Source organism: Halodesulfurarchaeum sp., from assembly GCF_036626455.1.
In the GTDB taxonomy this organism is placed as follows: Archaea; Halobacteriota; Halobacteria; order Halobacteriales; family Halobacteriaceae; genus Halodesulfurarchaeum.
Genome location: NZ_JAZKRK010000025.1, coordinates 13,717 through 29,666 on the forward strand (window position 1 = coordinate 13,717; position 15,950 = coordinate 29,666).

At 61.2% G+C, this 15,950-nt stretch carries 17 protein-coding genes; 4 read left to right on the forward strand and 13 right to left on the reverse strand.

All coding sequences use genetic code 11. The features are described 5' to 3' along the window. Positions 1-2: 2 nt before the first annotated feature. The 9 genes from V5A26_RS08205 to V5A26_RS08245 are packed head-to-tail and all read right to left on the reverse strand — an operon-like array spanning position 3 to position 6,190. Positions 3-872 (reverse strand): precorrin-3B C(17)-methyltransferase, encoded by an 870-nt coding sequence (locus tag V5A26_RS08205; RefSeq protein WP_332321122.1) that lies wholly within the window; start codon positions 870-872, stop codon positions 3-5. After that, entirely contained in the window at positions 869-1,786 is a 918-nt protein-coding gene (cbiG, locus tag V5A26_RS08210; RefSeq protein ID WP_332321121.1) for a cobalt-precorrin 5A hydrolase, read from the reverse strand. The genes V5A26_RS08205 and cbiG overlap by 4 nt, the downstream gene beginning before the upstream one ends. Next, positions 1,783-2,583 (reverse strand): cobalt-precorrin-4/precorrin-4 C(11)-methyltransferase, encoded by an 801-nt coding sequence (locus V5A26_RS08215; RefSeq protein WP_332321120.1) that lies wholly within the window; start codon positions 2,581-2,583, stop codon positions 1,783-1,785. The genes cbiG and V5A26_RS08215 overlap by 4 nt, the downstream gene beginning before the upstream one ends. Further along, complete coding sequence (locus tag V5A26_RS08220) at positions 2,580-3,227, reverse strand: cobalt-factor II C(20)-methyltransferase (protein ID WP_332321119.1); 648 nt, start codon at positions 3,225-3,227, stop codon at positions 2,580-2,582. Before V5A26_RS08220 ends, V5A26_RS08215 begins: the two co-directional genes overlap by 4 nt. Next, positions 3,224-3,775 carry a precorrin-6Y C5,15-methyltransferase (decarboxylating) subunit CbiT gene (cbiT, locus tag V5A26_RS08225; RefSeq protein ID WP_332321118.1) on the reverse strand — a complete coding sequence of 184 codons (552 nt, stop codon included), beginning with the start codon at positions 3,773-3,775 and terminating at the stop codon, positions 3,224-3,226. Before cbiT ends, V5A26_RS08220 begins: the two co-directional genes overlap by 4 nt. Positions 3,776-3,830: 55 nt before the next feature. Then, positions 3,831-4,544, reverse strand: coding sequence for an energy-coupling factor ABC transporter ATP-binding protein (locus V5A26_RS08230; RefSeq protein WP_332321117.1), 714 nt, complete (start codon positions 4,542-4,544; stop codon positions 3,831-3,833). Next, positions 4,541-5,266 carry a cobalt ECF transporter T component CbiQ gene (gene cbiQ / locus V5A26_RS08235; RefSeq protein WP_332321116.1) on the reverse strand — a complete coding sequence of 242 codons (726 nt, stop codon included), beginning with the start codon at positions 5,264-5,266 and terminating at the stop codon, positions 4,541-4,543. The genes V5A26_RS08230 and cbiQ overlap by 4 nt, the downstream gene beginning before the upstream one ends. 1 nt (position 5,267) lies before the next feature. Continuing rightward, the gene (locus V5A26_RS08240; protein ID WP_332321115.1) at positions 5,268-5,531 is read right to left on the reverse strand and encodes an energy-coupling factor ABC transporter substrate-binding protein; all 264 of its coding nucleotides are present in this window, start codon (positions 5,529-5,531) and stop codon (positions 5,268-5,270) included. Continuing rightward, entirely contained in the window at positions 5,528-6,190 is a 663-nt protein-coding gene (locus V5A26_RS08245; RefSeq protein WP_332322326.1) for an energy-coupling factor ABC transporter permease, read from the reverse strand. The genes V5A26_RS08240 and V5A26_RS08245 overlap by 4 nt, the downstream gene beginning before the upstream one ends. 97 nt (positions 6,191-6,287) lie before the next feature. Between V5A26_RS08245 and cobA the strand changes: the two genes are divergently transcribed. From cobA to V5A26_RS08265, 4 genes are read left to right on the forward strand one after another with little or no spacing between them, the layout of a single operon-like run. Then, on the forward strand, positions 6,288-7,322 hold the full coding sequence (gene cobA / locus V5A26_RS08250) for a uroporphyrinogen-III C-methyltransferase (RefSeq protein WP_332321113.1): 1,035 nt from the start codon (positions 6,288-6,290) through the stop codon (positions 7,320-7,322). After that, positions 7,319-7,924, forward strand: a complete 606-nt coding sequence (locus V5A26_RS08255) for a precorrin-2 dehydrogenase/sirohydrochlorin ferrochelatase family protein (RefSeq protein WP_332321112.1) — start codon at positions 7,319-7,321, stop codon at positions 7,922-7,924. Before cobA ends, V5A26_RS08255 begins: the two co-directional genes overlap by 4 nt. Then, on the forward strand, positions 7,921-9,228 hold the full coding sequence (locus V5A26_RS08260) for a cobyrinic acid a,c-diamide synthase (protein ID WP_332321111.1): 1,308 nt from the start codon (positions 7,921-7,923) through the stop codon (positions 9,226-9,228). The genes V5A26_RS08255 and V5A26_RS08260 overlap by 4 nt, the downstream gene beginning before the upstream one ends. Before the next feature lie 50 nt (positions 9,229-9,278). Next, on the forward strand, positions 9,279-9,800 hold the full coding sequence (locus V5A26_RS08265; protein WP_332321110.1) for a DUF5817 domain-containing protein: 522 nt from the start codon (positions 9,279-9,281) through the stop codon (positions 9,798-9,800). A 340-nt stretch (positions 9,801-10,140) separates the two neighbouring features. Here V5A26_RS08265 and V5A26_RS08270 read toward each other — a convergent pair whose 3' ends face one another. From V5A26_RS08270 to V5A26_RS08285, 4 genes are all read right to left on the reverse strand, one after another. Continuing rightward, entirely contained in the window at positions 10,141-12,351 is a 2,211-nt protein-coding gene (locus V5A26_RS08270) for a sensor histidine kinase (RefSeq protein ID WP_332321109.1), read from the reverse strand. A 118-nt stretch (positions 12,352-12,469) separates the two neighbouring features. Next, positions 12,470-13,567, reverse strand: a complete 1,098-nt coding sequence (locus V5A26_RS08275) for a BMP family ABC transporter substrate-binding protein (protein ID WP_332321108.1) — start codon at positions 13,565-13,567, stop codon at positions 12,470-12,472. 188 nt (positions 13,568-13,755) lie between these two features. Further along, positions 13,756-15,282, reverse strand: coding sequence for a 2,3-bisphosphoglycerate-independent phosphoglycerate mutase (gene gpmI, locus V5A26_RS08280; RefSeq protein WP_332321107.1), 1,527 nt, complete (start codon positions 15,280-15,282; stop codon positions 13,756-13,758). A gap of 62 nt (positions 15,283-15,344) precedes the next feature. Continuing rightward, a complete protein-coding gene (locus V5A26_RS08285; protein WP_332321106.1) occupies positions 15,345-15,740 on the reverse strand; it encodes a DUF1648 domain-containing protein in 396 nt (131 codons plus the stop codon). Positions 15,741-15,950: the final 210 nt, after the last annotated feature.

A 15,950-nucleotide genomic window follows, 5' to 3' on the forward strand; every position in this document is an offset into this window, starting at 1 on the left:
GCTCAGAAATCGAGTGGTGTCTCGTCGCCCCGAGGGGTCACCAGAAATGGCTGGCCGCCGGTTGTGGGTCGCAGGACCCGAGAGTCCTCGGTGCCGACGATTGCGAGGCTTCCCGGGGTTTCCGGGTGGAGCACTGAGTCCGCTTCAACGAGCGGCGCGATCGCAACCGTCTCCCCAGCGTCCGATCGTCCCTGCTCGCCTCGCGCGACGTCTTCGAGGAGTGCGACCGGAACCGAGTCGGATCTGTGTTTGGAGATCGTCTCGAGGGCCCCGTTTAGGGATCGCCAGCAGTTGTACAGCGCGATGACGAAGCCGGCCTCGGCCGCCGCTTCGAGCTTTCGGTCGATTTCGTCCTGGTCGCGCCGATTTGTCGACAGCGAGACTGTACAGAAGTCATTCGAAAGCGGGGCCCCGAGGGTTGCTGCACCGCCCAGTGCGGCGGTGACGCCGGGGATGACCTCGATCGGGATTTCGTCTTGGGACTCGGTTTCGGCGAGGGCCACGAGCAGGTCGGATTTCCCGTAGACGGTTGGATCGCCGCCAGACACGTGAACGACCCTTTCGCCGGCTAGGACCCGGTCAAAGGTTGCCCTAGCCTGTGCTTTGGCGTCCGTCCGGGTGGACTCGATAACTGTCGGTCCATCCCCTGCCAGGTCGTCACTGGAAAGCAGGCTCTCCTGAGCCAGGAACTCCTGATACAGCGGGGCCGCATAGATCGCATCGGCGGTCTGGATCGCTCGACGGGCAGCCTGGGTGAGATGTTCCGGGAGTCCCGGTCCGATCCCGACGATCTGCAGTTTCCCTGCATCGACGGCCGATTCAGCACCGGCCGCAGGTCGAGAAAGATGCTCAGCTGTCGGCCACTCCGTCATCGTCCCACCGCCACGGTAACTTCTTCCTCGAACTGCGTTTTCGGTGCGATCAATTCGTGGTTCCGCCCGCCCGCAATGGCGCTGGCTTCGGCGATACCGGGCCAGCCAACCAGTTCAGGGGCCTTCGACTCTGAGGGACCGGCAAACTCCGCAAGTGTCTTTTTCTCGAACGCGACGAGGCCCAGATCGAGTTTCGCTGCAGCCTCCTGCAAGCCCGGTTCGTCGGCCTTCAGCGTCCCCGTCGCGACGAACTCGACGTCGGATACGTCTCGATCGAGCGCTTCCATGGCGTCGAGCCAAGCGCGTCGACAGGTCGCGGCGTCTGTCCCCGTCCGACAGCCGGTTCCGAGGACGATACCTGGTGAGGTCGACCGCTGCAGTACGGTTACGTCCTCTGAGACCAGTACGGCTCGTGGGCCGTCGAGTCGCTCGACCGGTCCTAACTCCTCCTGCAAAACAGCGAGATTCGTTGCAACCGTCGAGTCGGGGGTTTCGATCCTCGCGGATAACGCCTCGGCTCGGGCCTCCACGGCTTGCTTCCCGGCGGCCTCAGTGGCCGTTGTCTCGGCTGGCACGGCGCCGACGGCTGTGAGCGATTCGGCCAACCGATTGCCTCCGTGATGGCCCCCGACGATTGGAACGGCCCAAGTGCAATCGCTGTCGACTGCGACGACAGCGGGATCGCTCCACTTGTCCTCGAGCAGGGAAGCGATCTTCCTGACCACGATACCACTCGCCATGACCGCAACGATCGCATCCCGATCCCACAAACGCTGGAAGATCCCCTCCTCGTACGTGAACCGAGTGGCCGTTCGTAACTCGGAATCGATGGCTGCTTCGAGTTCCCGTCCCGTCTCCGCGTTGCGCTCAAAGGAAACGACCGCGACTCGCTCGATTGGGTGCTCGTCGCTCACGGTTGCCCACCTGTGTTCCCTGTCGAATCGTCTTCCGCCCATCCTCCATAGAGGTGGGAGTGATCGTAGCCGCCGCCCGTGACGGCCTCACCGATAAGGACGAGGGCGCTTGCCGTGTACCCGGCCTCTTTCACTTTTGCTGTAATGTCTGCGATGGTTCCTTGGATGACATCCTCGTCAGGCCATGAGGCGTGATAGACCACCGCCACCGGGGTGTCGGGGTCTTCGCCTGCATCGAGCAGCCGGTTCATCATTCCCTCGATGGCGTGGGTTCCCAGGTAGACGGCCGTCGTCACGCCGTCCAATCCCACGAAATCGTTCACGTGATCCTGGTCGGCGTCGAGTGTCTTCCCCTGGGGTCGGGTGATCGCGACGTGATTGGCGATCCCCGAGAGGGTGAGTTGGGTTCCGAGAGTCGCACTCGCGGCGAAGGCAGCGGTGACTCCTGGGATCACGTAGGCCGGCACATCCTGCTCGGCCAAAGCGTCTATCTGTTCGAGGGCCGCGCCGAAAATCGAGGGGTCTCCACTGTGGAGGCGTACCACTGCCTCGCCATCGTGATAGGCTGTCGCCATCATGTCGACCAGCGTTTCGAGTTCCGTGCCGGCGCTGTCAACTCGCTCGGCGGCCGGGGCATAGGTATCCAGGACCTCGCTGTTCACGAGGGAACCTGCGTGAACCACAAGATCAGCGCCTTCGAGCGCCTCCCGACCGGCTACGGTCACGAGTTTGGGATTCCCGGGACCCGCTCCGACGAAGGGGATGGCGTTCTGGCGCTCCCACGGAAGACCAGTCATGATTCTCCTCCCCTGCCAACCTGTTCAGCGTAGGCGATGGTGAAGTAGTCCGATTCGGCCACCGCATCCGGGTCTGACCTGACTGTCGGATCGTCCATGAAGAGTCGGCGTCCGTACGTCACCTCGTAGCCCGCATCGTGGAGGGCGGCGTCGGTTTTCCGAACGTCGGTGACCTTCAGCAGCAACACCTGCGGGGGCCGGTGTTGGGGAACGCCGTCTGCCGCCTCCCGAACATCGAGTGGGGAGTTGTCGATTTCCACATCGAGTGCCGTTGCGAAGGCGGTTACGACACTCACCCCTGGGATCGTCCGGATGTCGACCTCCGGATACGCGTCTAACGCTCGTTCGAGGTGGGAAAACGTCGAGTACACCTTCGGATCACCGACCGTGACGAAGGCCACGTCCTCATCCCGTGCAACCGGTCCGACAGTCGCGGCCGCCTCGTCCCATGCAGCCTTGAGTGTTGTTTCGTCCTCGGTCATCGGGAATTCCAGTTCTTCGATGGCTGCCGCATAGGGCCTGGCCAACCGCTCGGCCAGTTCGCCAGGTGCATACACTACCGAGGCCTCCTCTAGCAAACGTTTTCCCCGGACGGTCACCAGTTCGGGCTCCCCAGGCCCGAGGCCGATACCGTAGAGGGTCATCCGTCCTCCCCGGGCGTTCCGGTGATCATGTAGACTGGTCGGTCGGGCACGATGGCGGTTTCCCCGGCCAGTGATTCGCCTCGCCCGACCGAAATCCGACGGACGGATGGATCGAACCCCCGATTTTCGAACGATTCGATAGCGTTCGTCGCTGTTTCGAGTCGGGCTGCGTTGAGAACCACTTGTCGTGGTTCAGCCTGTGTGACCCAGTTAAGCACAGCCTCCAGGTTCTGGGTCCCCCCGAGGAAAACTGCTTCAGCGCTGTCGGGCAGGCCATTCGGGGCCGTCGCGTGGCGGACTGTTACGCGTCCACCGGACGCCGAGGCCTCGAGATTGGCCCGAATTGCGTCGACTCGATCGCCGTCTTTTTCGATTGCCGTGACCCGTTTCGTGACCTGCGCGGCTTCAATCGTCACGGCGCCGGTTCCAGCCCCAACGTCGACAAAATGATCCTCCGGTTGCAGATCCAGTGTCCGGAGGAGAATGGCCCGGACTTCAGGTTTCGTCGGGCCCGGCGCCGTCGTGTGCGGGAGCGAAATGCGTCCCATCGTTTCCGATAAACAGTGGCCCGATTAAAACAATATCGTTTGGAGTAGCACAAGTTCACCTTCGTTCAAGCGCCCAGGTCCGCAGGCCGTACCGATCAGCGGTGTCGCGACCGATCGTGTCCCCTTCGTAGACGATTTGCCCCCCTTTCAGGACAGCGAGCCGATCCGCAACGGCCTTCCCGAAACCCACGTGATGGGTCGAAAGCAGGATTGAGACACCAGCATCGACCAGCTCCTCGATCAACCCGACGAAGCGTTCCGCTCCCGCTCCGTCCAACCCAGCGGTGGGTTCGTCCATGACGATGTAGTCGGGGTCCATGGCCAGCACCCCGGCCAGAGCGACGCGCTTTTGCTCGCCATTGCTCATCGTATGGGGATGTCTATTGCCGGCCCCGTCGAGTCCGACTCGGGCCAGGGTCGCTTCGATATCAACCTCGTCGGCGGTATCGATGTTCCGGGGGCCAAAGGAGACGTCCTGCCGAACTGTCGGGGCGAGCAGTTGGTTTTCGGGGTTTTGGAAGACAAAGCCGACTCGCGAGCGGATCTCCCGAAGCTGGGCCTGGTCGTCTGTGATTCGGTTACCATCGACCAGTATCCGGCCCGAATCGGGCCGGAGGAGGCCATTAAAATGCTTGAGTAGCGTCGATTTGCCGGCCCCGTTTGGGCCTAACAACGCCGTTACTTCGCCCTCGAGGGCGGTGAAATCAACCCCTTGGAGGACATCTCGATCCGCATAGGCAAACCGGACGTCCTCCGCGACGAGCGTCACAGAAATCGCCCCCCCAGGAGGACTGCAAGAATGCCGATCGAGAGGCCGTACCCGTGGCTCTCGGCCTCGGCGGTAGCCGGTGCCTTCCCGGCATACCCTCGCGCTCGCATTGCCTCGTCGAGATGTGTGACCCGATCGATCGTCCTGAGAAACAGGGTCGACGCGATGAGTTTCGTCGTCCGGATCTTGGCCCGTCGGTTGGAGTACCCCACCCGGGCTTTCGCGGCCGTTTGCATCCGCTCAGCTTCCACGAAGACGGTCCCGATCGCACGATACACGTACAGGAGCAATTCGACCAGTACCGAAGGGAGGCCAGCCCGACGGAGCGTCGCGATCACGGTCGAGACCGGTGTCGAGGCGATCAGGAATCCCAGAACGATGATCGATGCGCCAGAACGCGTGAGCGTATCCAGAACCGTTTTGACGCCGCCCTGAGTTATTGTCAGTGGTCCGAATTCGATTAATCCGTGCCCGGGTGTCGTAACCAGAATGATCGCGAGGCCGGGAATGAGAAAGAACACTGGGACAGCGAGCCAACGAAGGGGTCGAACCCCGACTGCGTCGATTGCTAGTCCCAGAAACACGGCGGCGGCGATCACTTGCGCGAGGCGAGAGGGTGCGGTGACAGTTAACCCGAGTGCGAGGACCACGAGATACACCTGCAGCGGCCCCCTGATTGCTGGTGTCGCGGACTGTTGGACGCCCTCGAGTGTTTTGTGCATCTCAGTCCTGTGGTGTGGCGTTCAGGTAGTAGCCAATGACGCCCCCACCGATTGCTGCCTGCAGGCTGAAGAGGACTGACTCGATTTCACCTGAGGGAGGAGTCCATATCGGGTCGACCCACGACTCGTATTCGGGGTGCTCTTCGGTTATCGCTTCCATGCCTGCTCCGTCCGCGCCACCCCACGCCCCCAGTCCAGGAGCAAGGATCGGAACGAGCAGGAGTAAGAGAACGAGTCCGCCGGCTAGGACTCCGAGCCGGTTCATGTCGTGACACCCAGTTTCGATTTGACGGCCGGTTTGACCACCAGGAGTTGTTTGATCATCGCCGCAGCGATCACGCCTTCGACGATGCCGATCGGGAGTTGTGTCACCGCGAAGATCGCAGCGAAGTTCCCAGTCGCCCCGATCATCCCGCCGATTCCTTCACCAGCGGGAAACGCCGCCCCCAATTGGGCCGAGGTCACGAGATAGGTCGTCCAATCAGCCAGGACGGTGGCGACGAACGTCCCCGTGACCACCCCGGACTGCTGTCGGGCGACTCGGTATCCGAGATACCCGACGATCGGCCCAATGATTCCCATCGAAGCCACGTTCGCGCCCAACGTAGTGATGCCGCCGTGGGCGAGCAATAGCGCCTGATAGACCAGAACGATGGTCGAAAGCACAGCCGTGACCCCCGGGCCGAACAGGACGATGGCAATTCCAGTCCCGGTCGGATGAGAGGTGCTCCCGGTGACGGAGGGAAGTTTGAGCGCCGACAGCACGAACATGAACGCGCCGGCCAGTGCGAGCATCGCCATTCGTTCCGGCGACCGGCGGACATATTTCGCGACTCGATACGTTCCGTATGCGACAAAGGGGATGGCAAAGACGGTCCAGACCGCTGCCCAGACGGGGGGCAAGAACCCCTCAGCGATGTGCATGATTCGCGTGGGACTTCTCGGCCCCCCATGAAAACAATTTGGATTGCGATAAACAAAATTAGATTTAATAGGGTCGACGACGGAGCATCAGGAAAGGATGGGGGACTCACCTGAGGCATTGATCTTCGAGCAGGCACCCGTCCCAGGGTCGTCTGTGTCGGAGACGGACACAGCGACCGTTCCGATCACACCGGTCGGAGAGATTAATCGGCAGCCGCCTGCGCCACCGGTTGGGCGTGCAATGACCCGATTAAACGGGGAATTCGAAGATGGGGCCGCGACAAGCGGCTGTGAGGATGATTTCACGACGGCCGGTGCGGTCGAACCATCAGCCGAACTGTGGGCCGACGAATCCGGTTCCCTCGCTCTTGTGGGAGCCGGACCTGGCGATCCGGGTCTGTTGACGGTTCGAGCCTGGCGATTGCTCCGGAGTGCCGATGTCGTCCTCTATGACTCGTTGACGAGTGCGGCGATCATCAGTTCCCTCGAGGGGACCGAATGTATTGACGTCGGCAAACGGACCGAGCCCCGGACCACACAGACCGAGATTCACGATCTCATGGTCGCCCGCGCCGAGCAGGGCGATTCGGTTGTGCGGCTCAAAGGGGGCGATCCGGTGGTGTTCGGTCGCGGTGGGGAGGAGGCGGAGTACCTGGCAGAGCATGGCGTGCCCTTTCGGGTGGTCCCGGGGGTCACGAGTGTCGTCGCCGCACCGGAACTGGCCGGGATTCCGGTCACACACCGGGAGATTTCCTCGAGTTTTACCGTCATCACCGGCCACGAAGCCGCGGAGAAATCGGACAGTCACGTGGACTGGGACGCACTGGCCGAACGGGTATCGGGTGGCGAGACGCTCATCGTCCTCATGGGCGTCAAACGCCTCCCCGATTACGTCTCACGACTACGGGACCGCGGGGTTCCAGAGCGGGTTCCGGTAGCGATGATCGAGAAGGTCACCTGGGACCAACAACAGACGGTCACAGGGACATTGGGCACCATCATCGATCGCGCGGAGGAGTCCGCGGTCGAACCCCCGGCAACGACGGTCATTGGCGAGGTGGTATCGATGCGCGACCGGGTCCCCAATATCAACTGGGCCGATGGCACGTCTCGGTCCCCCGATAACCGATGATTCCGCTCTTTCATGACTTCGACGGAAAACAGGTCCTTATCTTCGGCGGTGGCCTGGTTGCCGCGAGGAAAGCAGCCCTCTTTGCACCTGAAGCCGACGTGATAGTTCGTTCCCGAGAGTTCATCGACCGCTTCTCGAAGATCGATTGTCGGTGTATCAGGACCGATATCGATCCGGACCTGGCTGCCCAATACGTCGACTCGGCATTCCTGGTGATTCCCGCGACGGATGACCAACCGCTTAATGACCGTCTCGCAGAGGCGGCAAACGCCGTAGGCGCCCTCGTCAACCGTGTCGATGAGATCGGTGAGACGGTCACACCAAGTGTGATCAGTGGTGACCACGTGACCGTGGGTTTTTCGACCGGCGGTGCGAGTCCGGCGGTGAGCAAATACCTCAGACGACGACTGGAAGACGAGATCGAGGCGATCGATCCGATGGTCGCGTTGCAGTCTGAACTGCGCGAGACAGTCGGGAACGTTCCGGAATCCGAGCGACGGGCGTTTCTGTGGGCCGTGTTAGAAGACGACCGGATTCGATCGGCACTCCGGGATGGGGACTGGGACCGGGCGCGAACGCTTGCGGAGGCCCACCGGCCATGAGGGGGTTTGTGCTTGCGGGGACCGCATCCGGGGTGGGGAAAACTGTCGCATCATTAGTTGTCATGACAGCCTTGCAGGAAGCAGGCTATTCGGTCCAACCGGCCAAAGCCGGGCCCGACTTCATCGATCCGAGCCACCACGCCGAAGTGGCCGGCAAACCGTCCCGCACCCTCGACGTCTGGATGGAAGGTCCATATGGTGTCAGGCGAAATTATGCCCGTGGAACCGGTGATATCGCCGTGATCGAGGGTGTGATGGGGCTTTACGATGGGGACGCATCGAGCACGGCCATGGTTGCGGAAATCCTCGATCTACCAGTCGTTCTCGTCGTCGATGCCAAGGCCGGGATGGAGAGTGTGGCGGCAACGGCGCTTGGCTTCCAGAGCTACGCCAAGCGGGCCGGGCGGGAGATCGAAGTGGCCGGAATACTCGCCCAACGGGCTCACGGGGGGCGCCACGAACGCGGGATTCGGGAGGCACTCCCCGAAGAGTTGACGTATTTCGGCCGCGTGCCCCCCTCGGAGGACCTGGCGGTTCCCGATCGGCATCTCGGCCTACACATGGGCGAGGAGGCACCCCTGCCGCGGGAACAGCTCCGTGATGCAGCGGGTCACATTCGAACGGAACGGTTGGTGGAAACAGCCCGTGAACCAGTGTCAGCCCCTGGGGTCACCAGCCCGCCCGAAACGGATTCGTGCATCGCCGTCGCCAGGGACCAGGCGTTTTCGTTTTTCTATCCGGCGACAATGGAGCGACTCGGTGCCGGCGCTACCGTCGAACCGTTTTCCCCCGTCGCTGGGGACCCTGTCCCGGACTGTGACGGCATCTATCTGCCAGGGGGGTATCCGGAGCGGTTCGCTGGGGAACTCGCCACGAGCGAGTCCCTACCCGAGATACGCCGGCGGGCTGAGTCGGGCACACCGATTTTGGGGGAGTGTGGCGGCTTGATGGCGCTCTCTCGGTCCCTGAAAACCACTGATGGGGAGACGTATCGAATGGCCGGGGTGTTACCCGCGGAAATCGAGATGACCGAGCGCTATCAGGCACTCGACCACGTCGAACTCCGTGCGGACCGGCGAACGGTCACTGCAGACCCGGGCGACCGGGTGCGTGGGCACGAGTTCCACTATTCGACGGCCTCACTCGATGCCGATGCAACGCTTGCCTTCGAGATGGAGCGGGGCGATGGCATGGCAAACGGCAGAGATGGCCTGACCGAATACGCCACGCTTGGAACGTATGCGCACCTTCATCCGGAAAGTGGGGCCTTTGATAGGTTTCTCGACCGGGTCGGCGCAGAATAGCACCGTTGCAGTCGGGGACCTCGATGTTTAACTACGAGCACGGCTCAGGTATGGCCATGTACGCGGTGGTGGGGTGCTCGAACTGCCAGGCGCTCTGGATCGTCGAGGACCGACCTGAGACCACGAGTTGTCCTCGGTGTGGGCAGCGCCACGAGTTCGAACGCCTGAAACAGTTCGTCCGGACCGAGAGTCAGGACGAAGCCCGCGAAGTTCGGGCGGCGATGCTCGCCTCCGCGCAGGATCGGGCGGACGCATACGAGGACCTGGATTCGGTCGGGGTGATGGCCGAGCAGATCGATTCGGTCGGTGTCGACGACGAGGCGTATCTCTCGGAACACGGTCTCGATCCGGACGCAATCGAAGCAGCGGGGACGTCTCAGAACAGGGGGCCAAGCAGTCAGCGGGACCGAATTCTCGACGCGATCGACACGCTCGATGAACCAACCGAGACGGCTGTGGTCGAATACGCAAGCGAGCGAGGGGTTCCGCCTGACCGGGTTCGCTCGGCCCTCGAAAAACTGGCTCGTGAGGGAACCATCGTCCAGGACGAGACCGGCTACCGCCGCCTATGAGCGCTGGAAACCCAGCCGCTTTGCACTCCAGCCTGGCCCTTAGAGTATTGCTGCACCCGCGGACGTGATCTTCGTCGATTGGGAGATCCACACCCTCGGCCCCCGACCGGACGGCCGAGCCCAACGCAGTCCGGAACGGCACTATTTATAGTATTACTTATACTTACGAAGTCGAGTTCTTTGAGCGGGATACCAATCGCCGGGTCGAGTTGGACGGCGAACGGTTGTTCCAGGATTCCTCATCGGTCACTCCCGCCTTTTCGGGTCGGATGATTCCCATGGCAGGATTCCCGCGTCTTCAGGCGCGGGAGGAGGTCAAACAAGCCGAATGGCGCTTTTGCTAATCCGCGAGGGAGAGTTCGACGACGAACTCGGTCCCACCCGAGACATCACTACCGATCTCGCCATCTGGTGATCGGGATAACGGCGTCTCCCTGTCTTCGACCCAGACCCTCCCGCCGTATTGATCGACCAGCGTTCTGACCAGGTACAGCCCCAACCCCGTTCCTTCGCTATCGAGTCCCTTTTTCCGTTCCTCGAAGATCTCCTCCTTGCGGTCGTCCGGAATGCCGGGTCCGTTATCCGCGATCCGAATCCTGGCGCGGTCCTCGGTTGTCTCTACCGTGACATCGACCATCGGGACCGTGGCATCGTTATGAATCACTGCGTTCTGGAGCAAGTTCCGAAAGACGGACGCGAGCATCTCGTCTCCCCTGACCGCCCGGTCGGGGATTGTCCCGGCGGCTTCGATCACTGCCTCGTCGAAACGGGACTGAACCTTCTCGATTTCACTCTCGACCGTCGACTTCAACGGGATGGCTTCGAGTTCGGAATCGGTCTGGAGCATCACCTCGGCGACGTCACGGGCCGTTCGAGTGATGTCCACCGCCTGTTGGGCACTTTCGATGACTTGATTTAGATACTCCTCGCCGGTCTCGTCGACGTGTGATTCAAGGGTGTCGGCGTAGGCGACGACCAGTTGGAGGTTGTTGCGAATATCGTGGCGAACCATTTTGTTGAGGACCTCGAGATTGTTCCGCTGTTCCTCGAGTTGGTGTTCGTATTCCTTGAGTGCCGTCACGTCACGCGCGTACCCGAGGACGGCCGGTTCGTCACGGCCAGGGGGTTCAAAGAGAATCTTCGTGGTCTGGTCGATGCGTCGGTCCCCGCCAGGGGTCCTGATCTCGTCCTCAGGGATGGTAATGGGTTCCCCGGTCTCGATGACCGTCCGGTCCTCCGTCCGGAATTTGTCGACCATTTCGGGATCGGTTTCGATAGCTTCGATCTTCCGGCCCTCGACTTCCTCCGGTTGAAGTCCATACGTTTCTGCTGTTGCCTCATTCGCCAGGAGGTAGGTGCCGTCGCGGGACCGGGCGAAGATGCGATCGGGTACCAGATCGATCACTTCCCGGAGTTCCTGTTGAGCCTGTTCAGCCTCTTGACGGGCGGATTCGATCGCCTCTTTTTGTTCCCGCTCCTGTTGGATCCGCTCCTCGAGTGAATCCCGCATCTCCCCGATCGACTGGTAGAGGGCTCCAAGTTCGTCACGACGATCGGAGGACATATTCACGTCGAAGATGCCATCGCTGATCTGGCCGGCCTTCCCTGCAAGCCGGTTGATTTCCCGGGTCACCGACCGCATCGTCACGACGGCACTGCCGACGAGGAGTGCAAAGGTGAGGCTGAACGCAACAAATAACGTGTTCAATATCTGTTGCCGAAACGCGAACGCTTCGGCTTTCGGGGTAACCGTTACGACCATCGTTCCGATGCTGGTCGATTCGTCGTATCTTTCGATGGGCTCCGCATCCAATACGTCATGAGCGATAATCCGTGAGCCCAGAACGGCGGTTTCGGTTCGGAACACGGCAGTCCCGTCCCCTGGCTCGATCGGTGGCGAGACCGTTTCGGGGCCGGTGTTACCGAGTAACCGGTGCCCAGAGAGCGAATAGAGCCCGCTTTTTCCGTTTTCGTACGCAGTCGACTTGACGAGAGTCGTGTTCGCCGGCACCCCAGCGATAAGCATCCGGCCGGCCGAATGAGTGCCGACAAGTGTCATTTGCTCCCCGCCGTTGCTGAGCGAGATCGGTTGTTGAGAGATGAATAACAATTGCTCGGTGGTGTCGGGCTGGAGACCCTGATCGTACAGGTTCATCCCACGGAGGGTCGAATCCGTGCTTCCGAGGACGATCCCGGACTCGGTGTCGACGACGTGGAGGGATTGCACCTCGGACGAGAGACTGGTCTGTTCGCCAATCAGCCATTGGTGTAACACGCTCGGGGAGTCGTGCTGCATCTCGGGTTCTTCCGCGATACTATCGACGGTAGTCCAGCGCTCTTTCAGCCAGTTTTCGTACACCGTCGCCTGGACCGTGGTGTCCGATTCGATTTGTGATTCAACCTGTGTCGTCAACCCCCCGTTGACGGTCGAATAAGAAACCATCACGACGCCCGCACTTATCACTGCGCCGAGGATGAGCAACAAGAGGAGTTTGAACGTCAGGTTTCGCCGTATAGCGTCCGGCACAAACGCCCGGAACCGTTTTCGCACTGGTCTCCCGTTTGGAGGGTCCGACGAAAGGGGCTTGCTGTCGTTCATGAACAGTCAGGATTCGACGACATTGATTCGCCCGTCCACACGATAATCGGCAGCGGGTCCGTGTTCATAATCAACCTTCCGAATCCACGACTACGTTATCGACGTAGTCATTCATCTCCGTGTACAGTTCTGCGTCGGTTGCTGATTCGTAGGCTGTCCCCGCCCAAATAGCTTGGTCACCATTGAGAATCCGTTCTCGCTCCTCCTTCACCTGGTCGATGACCGATGTCGGCACGTTTGGCCCCCAGTCAGAGAGGCCGACGATGCCACTCTCTAACCCTTTCCAGAAGAAGTCAGGCTCCCACCTCTCGTTGTACACCTGGGTGACCGCATCCCGGTAGAAAACGGACCAATCCCAGATCGGCGAGGTGACGTAGTTCTCCCCGACGATGTCTCCCATCGGTGAGTTGTATCCAATCGCCCAGATACCGGCTTCGGAGGCGCGCTGGGCCGCAGCAGGATAGTTCTGATGTTGGGCAATGACGTCCGCGCCATCGCCCATGAGAGTCTCTGCTGCATCACTTTCGATCGTCGCGTCGCTCCAGGTGTTCGTATAGTGGACCCGGACGGTGGCATCTTGGGCCACCTCGGCGATTCCGAGAGCGAAGGCATTGATGCCACGGATCACTTCCGGGATCGGGTATGCAGCCACGTACCCGATATCGTCCTGTTCGGTCAACAACCCGGCCGCGATTCCGCTGAGAAATCGAGGTTGATACATCCGGCCGAAATACCGTCCCATGTTCTCCCGTTCTTTGTACCCCGAACAATGTTCGAATTTGACGTCGGGAAAATCTGGTGCGACCGAGTACACCGGGTCCATATAGTCATACGAGGTGGCGAAGATGATGTCGAAGCCCCGTTGGGCGTACTGTTCGAATCGCCGTTCGGACTCGGTCGGGTCAGACTTCTCGAAGATTTCCGTCTCCAACCATTCGAACTCTGCCTCGATCGTGCGCCGTCCCTGTTCGTGGGCCCACTGCCAGCCGAAGTCACCAACAACGTCGTGATAGACGAACGCTGCGCGGACGGTCTCCGAATCGGCACTCGTGGTCGTGGCGGTGGTGGTTGCTGTCGAAGGCACCGTTTGGGATCCCAGACATCCGGCGAGACCGACCGTCGCCGATGAGGCGATTCCCTTCAGTGCGTTTCTTCGACTTTGGTCCATGGAAGTAGTAATTTGTTTCCGACCGGCACGGGAGGGGGTTGCTTTCACCCATCGAATACGGCATTCCCGAATCGCTGCTTAATAACTTTTCTCGATCGGTAAATATGTTCGCCCCGTCCCCGTGTCACGAGGGAGACGGCGCTGTCGGGCGTGTCAGTCGAGACAACGGTCGGCGATGGCTCGATCCTTCACGAATCCTGATCTGTGTCCATTAGAAGTGATTGGCCGGTCATCGTGGCAGGTTTCTCGATGCCCATCAGTGACAGGATTGTCGGCGTAATGTCTGCGAGTGTCCCACCGTCCCGGACCGCTCCGTTCGTTCCGTTCGGTCCGAGCGAGATGAATGGAGCCGGCTCAAACGTGTGAGCGGTGTGAGGATGGTCCGGTGTCCCCATTTTCTCTGCGTTTCCGTGGTCGGCAATCACGAGTTGGTGACCGCCCGCTGCCTGCACCGCCGCGCCGAGTCGATCGAGTTGGGCGTCGACGGTTTCGACAGCTTCGATGGCTGCATCGTAGTCTCCAGTGTGCCCGACCATATCCGGATTCGCGTAGTTGAGCACCATCACGTCCGGGTCCTGGTTCTCGATGATCTCGATCCCGACGTCTGTCACGGCGGGCGCGCTCATCTCCGGTTGTTCGTCGTAGGTCGGAACGTCCGGGCTGGCGACGATCTCTCGGATCTCGCCGTCGAACTCGACCTCTCGGCCACCGTTGATGAAATACGTGACGTGGGGGTATTTCTCCGACTCGGCGATCCGAAGTTGCGTCCGGTCCTCGGCCTCGAGGACAGATCCTAAGGTCGTCGTCGGCTCGTTGGGATCGATAACCGTCGGCAGGTCGAAGGTCCGGTCGTATTCGGTCATCGTCGTGAATGCAATGTCCGGGGGATCGGTCCACCCGGGCCAGACTGGCTCGATGTCGGCGAGCATCCGTGTCAACTGGCGCGCTCGATCCGCTCGGAAGTTACAGAACACCACGCTGTCCCCGTCCTCGAGTGGTGGCCCCCCCTCGATTACCGTCGGTTCGATGAACTCGTCGGTGTCGCCTCTGTCGTAGGAGTCTTGGACTGCCTCGAGTGGTGAGTCGGCTCGGTGGGCCGCCTCGCGATTGACCATCGCGTCGTAGGCCCGCTGGGTTCGCTCCCAGTTCGTGTCCCGATCCATCGCATAGTACCGTCCCGATACAGTTGCCACGTCGCCGGTTCCGACCTGGTCGATGACCTCCGTCAAGTCTTGGATGAACTCTTTCCCTGCGGTCGGATCCGTGTCTCGTCCGTCCATGAACGCATGTGTCACCGCTTTGAGGCCCCGCTCGGCCACACATTCGATGAGCGCGTGGATGTGGGCCTGATCGGCGTGCACTCCGCCGTCGCTCACGAGTCCGAGCAGATGGACGCGGCCGTCTCGGCTGTCAGCCGCATCGAACACGGCATCGAGTGCGACGTTGTCACAGAACTCGCCCGCTTCGATCTGGCGATCGATGCGCAGTGCGGGTTGGTCGAGCGCCCGTCCGGCTCCAATGGTGAGATGTCCGACTTCGCTGTTGCCCATGCGCCCCTTTGGAAGGCCGACGGTTGGGCCATCCGTTCGGAGCGTTCCGGTCGCGCCCGACTCCCAATATCGGTCGAACGTGGGGGTCGCTGCGGCCTTTACGGCGTTCAGCCGGTCACCGTCGGCGAGTCCCCAGCCGTCGAGGATGACGAGCGCCACCTCCATGCGCGTGCCTGGGTGTGGGGGACGTATCTACGTGTCGTTCCCCGGAGCTAACCCGGCATCGATCACCGCCACCAGAATGCATACCCCAGCAATCCGACGGCCAGCACGAGGATCGGGACGAGTGCGAGTTCGACCGAGAACCGCAGGCCACGGTTCCACGCGAGGACGATTGTTTCCACCCACGCGAAGACGACACCCAGAAACAGGACAGAGAGGCTCTCTCCGCCGGGGGTGTTCGTGATCCAGTCCGGGGCCACGCGAACGAAGACGATCGTCCCGACTGCAAAGGCAAACAGGCCCAGTGTTGCAAGTGGTTTTGCAACGAAAGTGTCAGGACTGCCTCCACTCCAGTGAATCGCCATTTCGGCTGGTAACACGGGCCACAAAAGGATCGCGGCGATAATCGGAATCGCTGCCAGCCCAATGGCGATGCCGTCGATCTGTCGCTGGAGGGTCATGGGGATTTCTTCGGTCGCTGGGGAAATGGCTCTTTTCGAAGTGCGGATTGCGTGCTCAGTCCAGGGCCAGTGCGGATTTGAGCCCTGGAAACCGAGCGGAGCGAGGTTTCCTCTGGTTCAAATCCGCACGCCTACGGCAGACCACCGACTAAACGCGAAGCGACACAGCGAGCTGGTCGCTTCGTGGTTTGAGTCACACAGAAGTGGGCC

What these genes read in the sequence shown, in the direction of transcription:
- V5A26_RS08205 (WP_332321122.1), bottom strand. Translation starts at nt 872, where the DNA reads ATGACGGAGTGGCCGACAGCTGAGCATCTTTCTCGACCTGCGGCCGGT.
- V5A26_RS08215 (WP_332321120.1), bottom strand. Translation starts at nt 2,583, where the DNA reads ATGACTGGTCTTCCGTGGGAGCGCCAGAACGCCATCCCCTTCGTCGGA.
- V5A26_RS08220 (WP_332321119.1), bottom strand. Translation starts at nt 3,227, where the DNA reads ATGACCCTCTACGGTATCGGCCTCGGGCCTGGGGAGCCCGAACTGGTG.
- cbiT (WP_332321118.1), bottom strand. Translation starts at nt 3,775, where the DNA reads ATGGGACGCATTTCGCTCCCGCACACGACGGCGCCGGGCCCGACGAAA.
- cbiQ (WP_332321116.1), bottom strand. Translation starts at nt 5,266, where the DNA reads ATGCACAAAACACTCGAGGGCGTCCAACAGTCCGCGACACCAGCAATC.
- V5A26_RS08240 (WP_332321115.1), bottom strand. Translation starts at nt 5,531, where the DNA reads ATGAACCGGCTCGGAGTCCTAGCCGGCGGACTCGTTCTCTTACTCCTG.
- V5A26_RS08245 (WP_332322326.1), bottom strand. Translation starts at nt 6,190, where the DNA reads ATGCACATCGCTGAGGGGTTCTTGCCCCCCGTCTGGGCAGCGGTCTGG.
- cobA (WP_332321113.1), top strand. Translation starts at nt 6,288, where the DNA reads ATGGGGGACTCACCTGAGGCATTGATCTTCGAGCAGGCACCCGTCCCA.
- V5A26_RS08255 (WP_332321112.1), top strand. Translation starts at nt 7,319, where the DNA reads ATGATTCCGCTCTTTCATGACTTCGACGGAAAACAGGTCCTTATCTTC.
- V5A26_RS08260 (WP_332321111.1), top strand. Translation starts at nt 7,921, where the DNA reads ATGAGGGGGTTTGTGCTTGCGGGGACCGCATCCGGGGTGGGGAAAACT.
- V5A26_RS08265 (WP_332321110.1), top strand. Translation starts at nt 9,279, where the DNA reads ATGGCCATGTACGCGGTGGTGGGGTGCTCGAACTGCCAGGCGCTCTGG.
- V5A26_RS08275 (WP_332321108.1), bottom strand. Translation starts at nt 13,567, where the DNA reads ATGGACCAAAGTCGAAGAAACGCACTGAAGGGAATCGCCTCATCGGCG.
- gpmI (WP_332321107.1), bottom strand. Translation starts at nt 15,282, where the DNA reads ATGGAGGTGGCGCTCGTCATCCTCGACGGCTGGGGACTCGCCGACGGT.
- V5A26_RS08285 (WP_332321106.1), bottom strand. Translation starts at nt 15,740, where the DNA reads ATGACCCTCCAGCGACAGATCGACGGCATCGCCATTGGGCTGGCAGCG.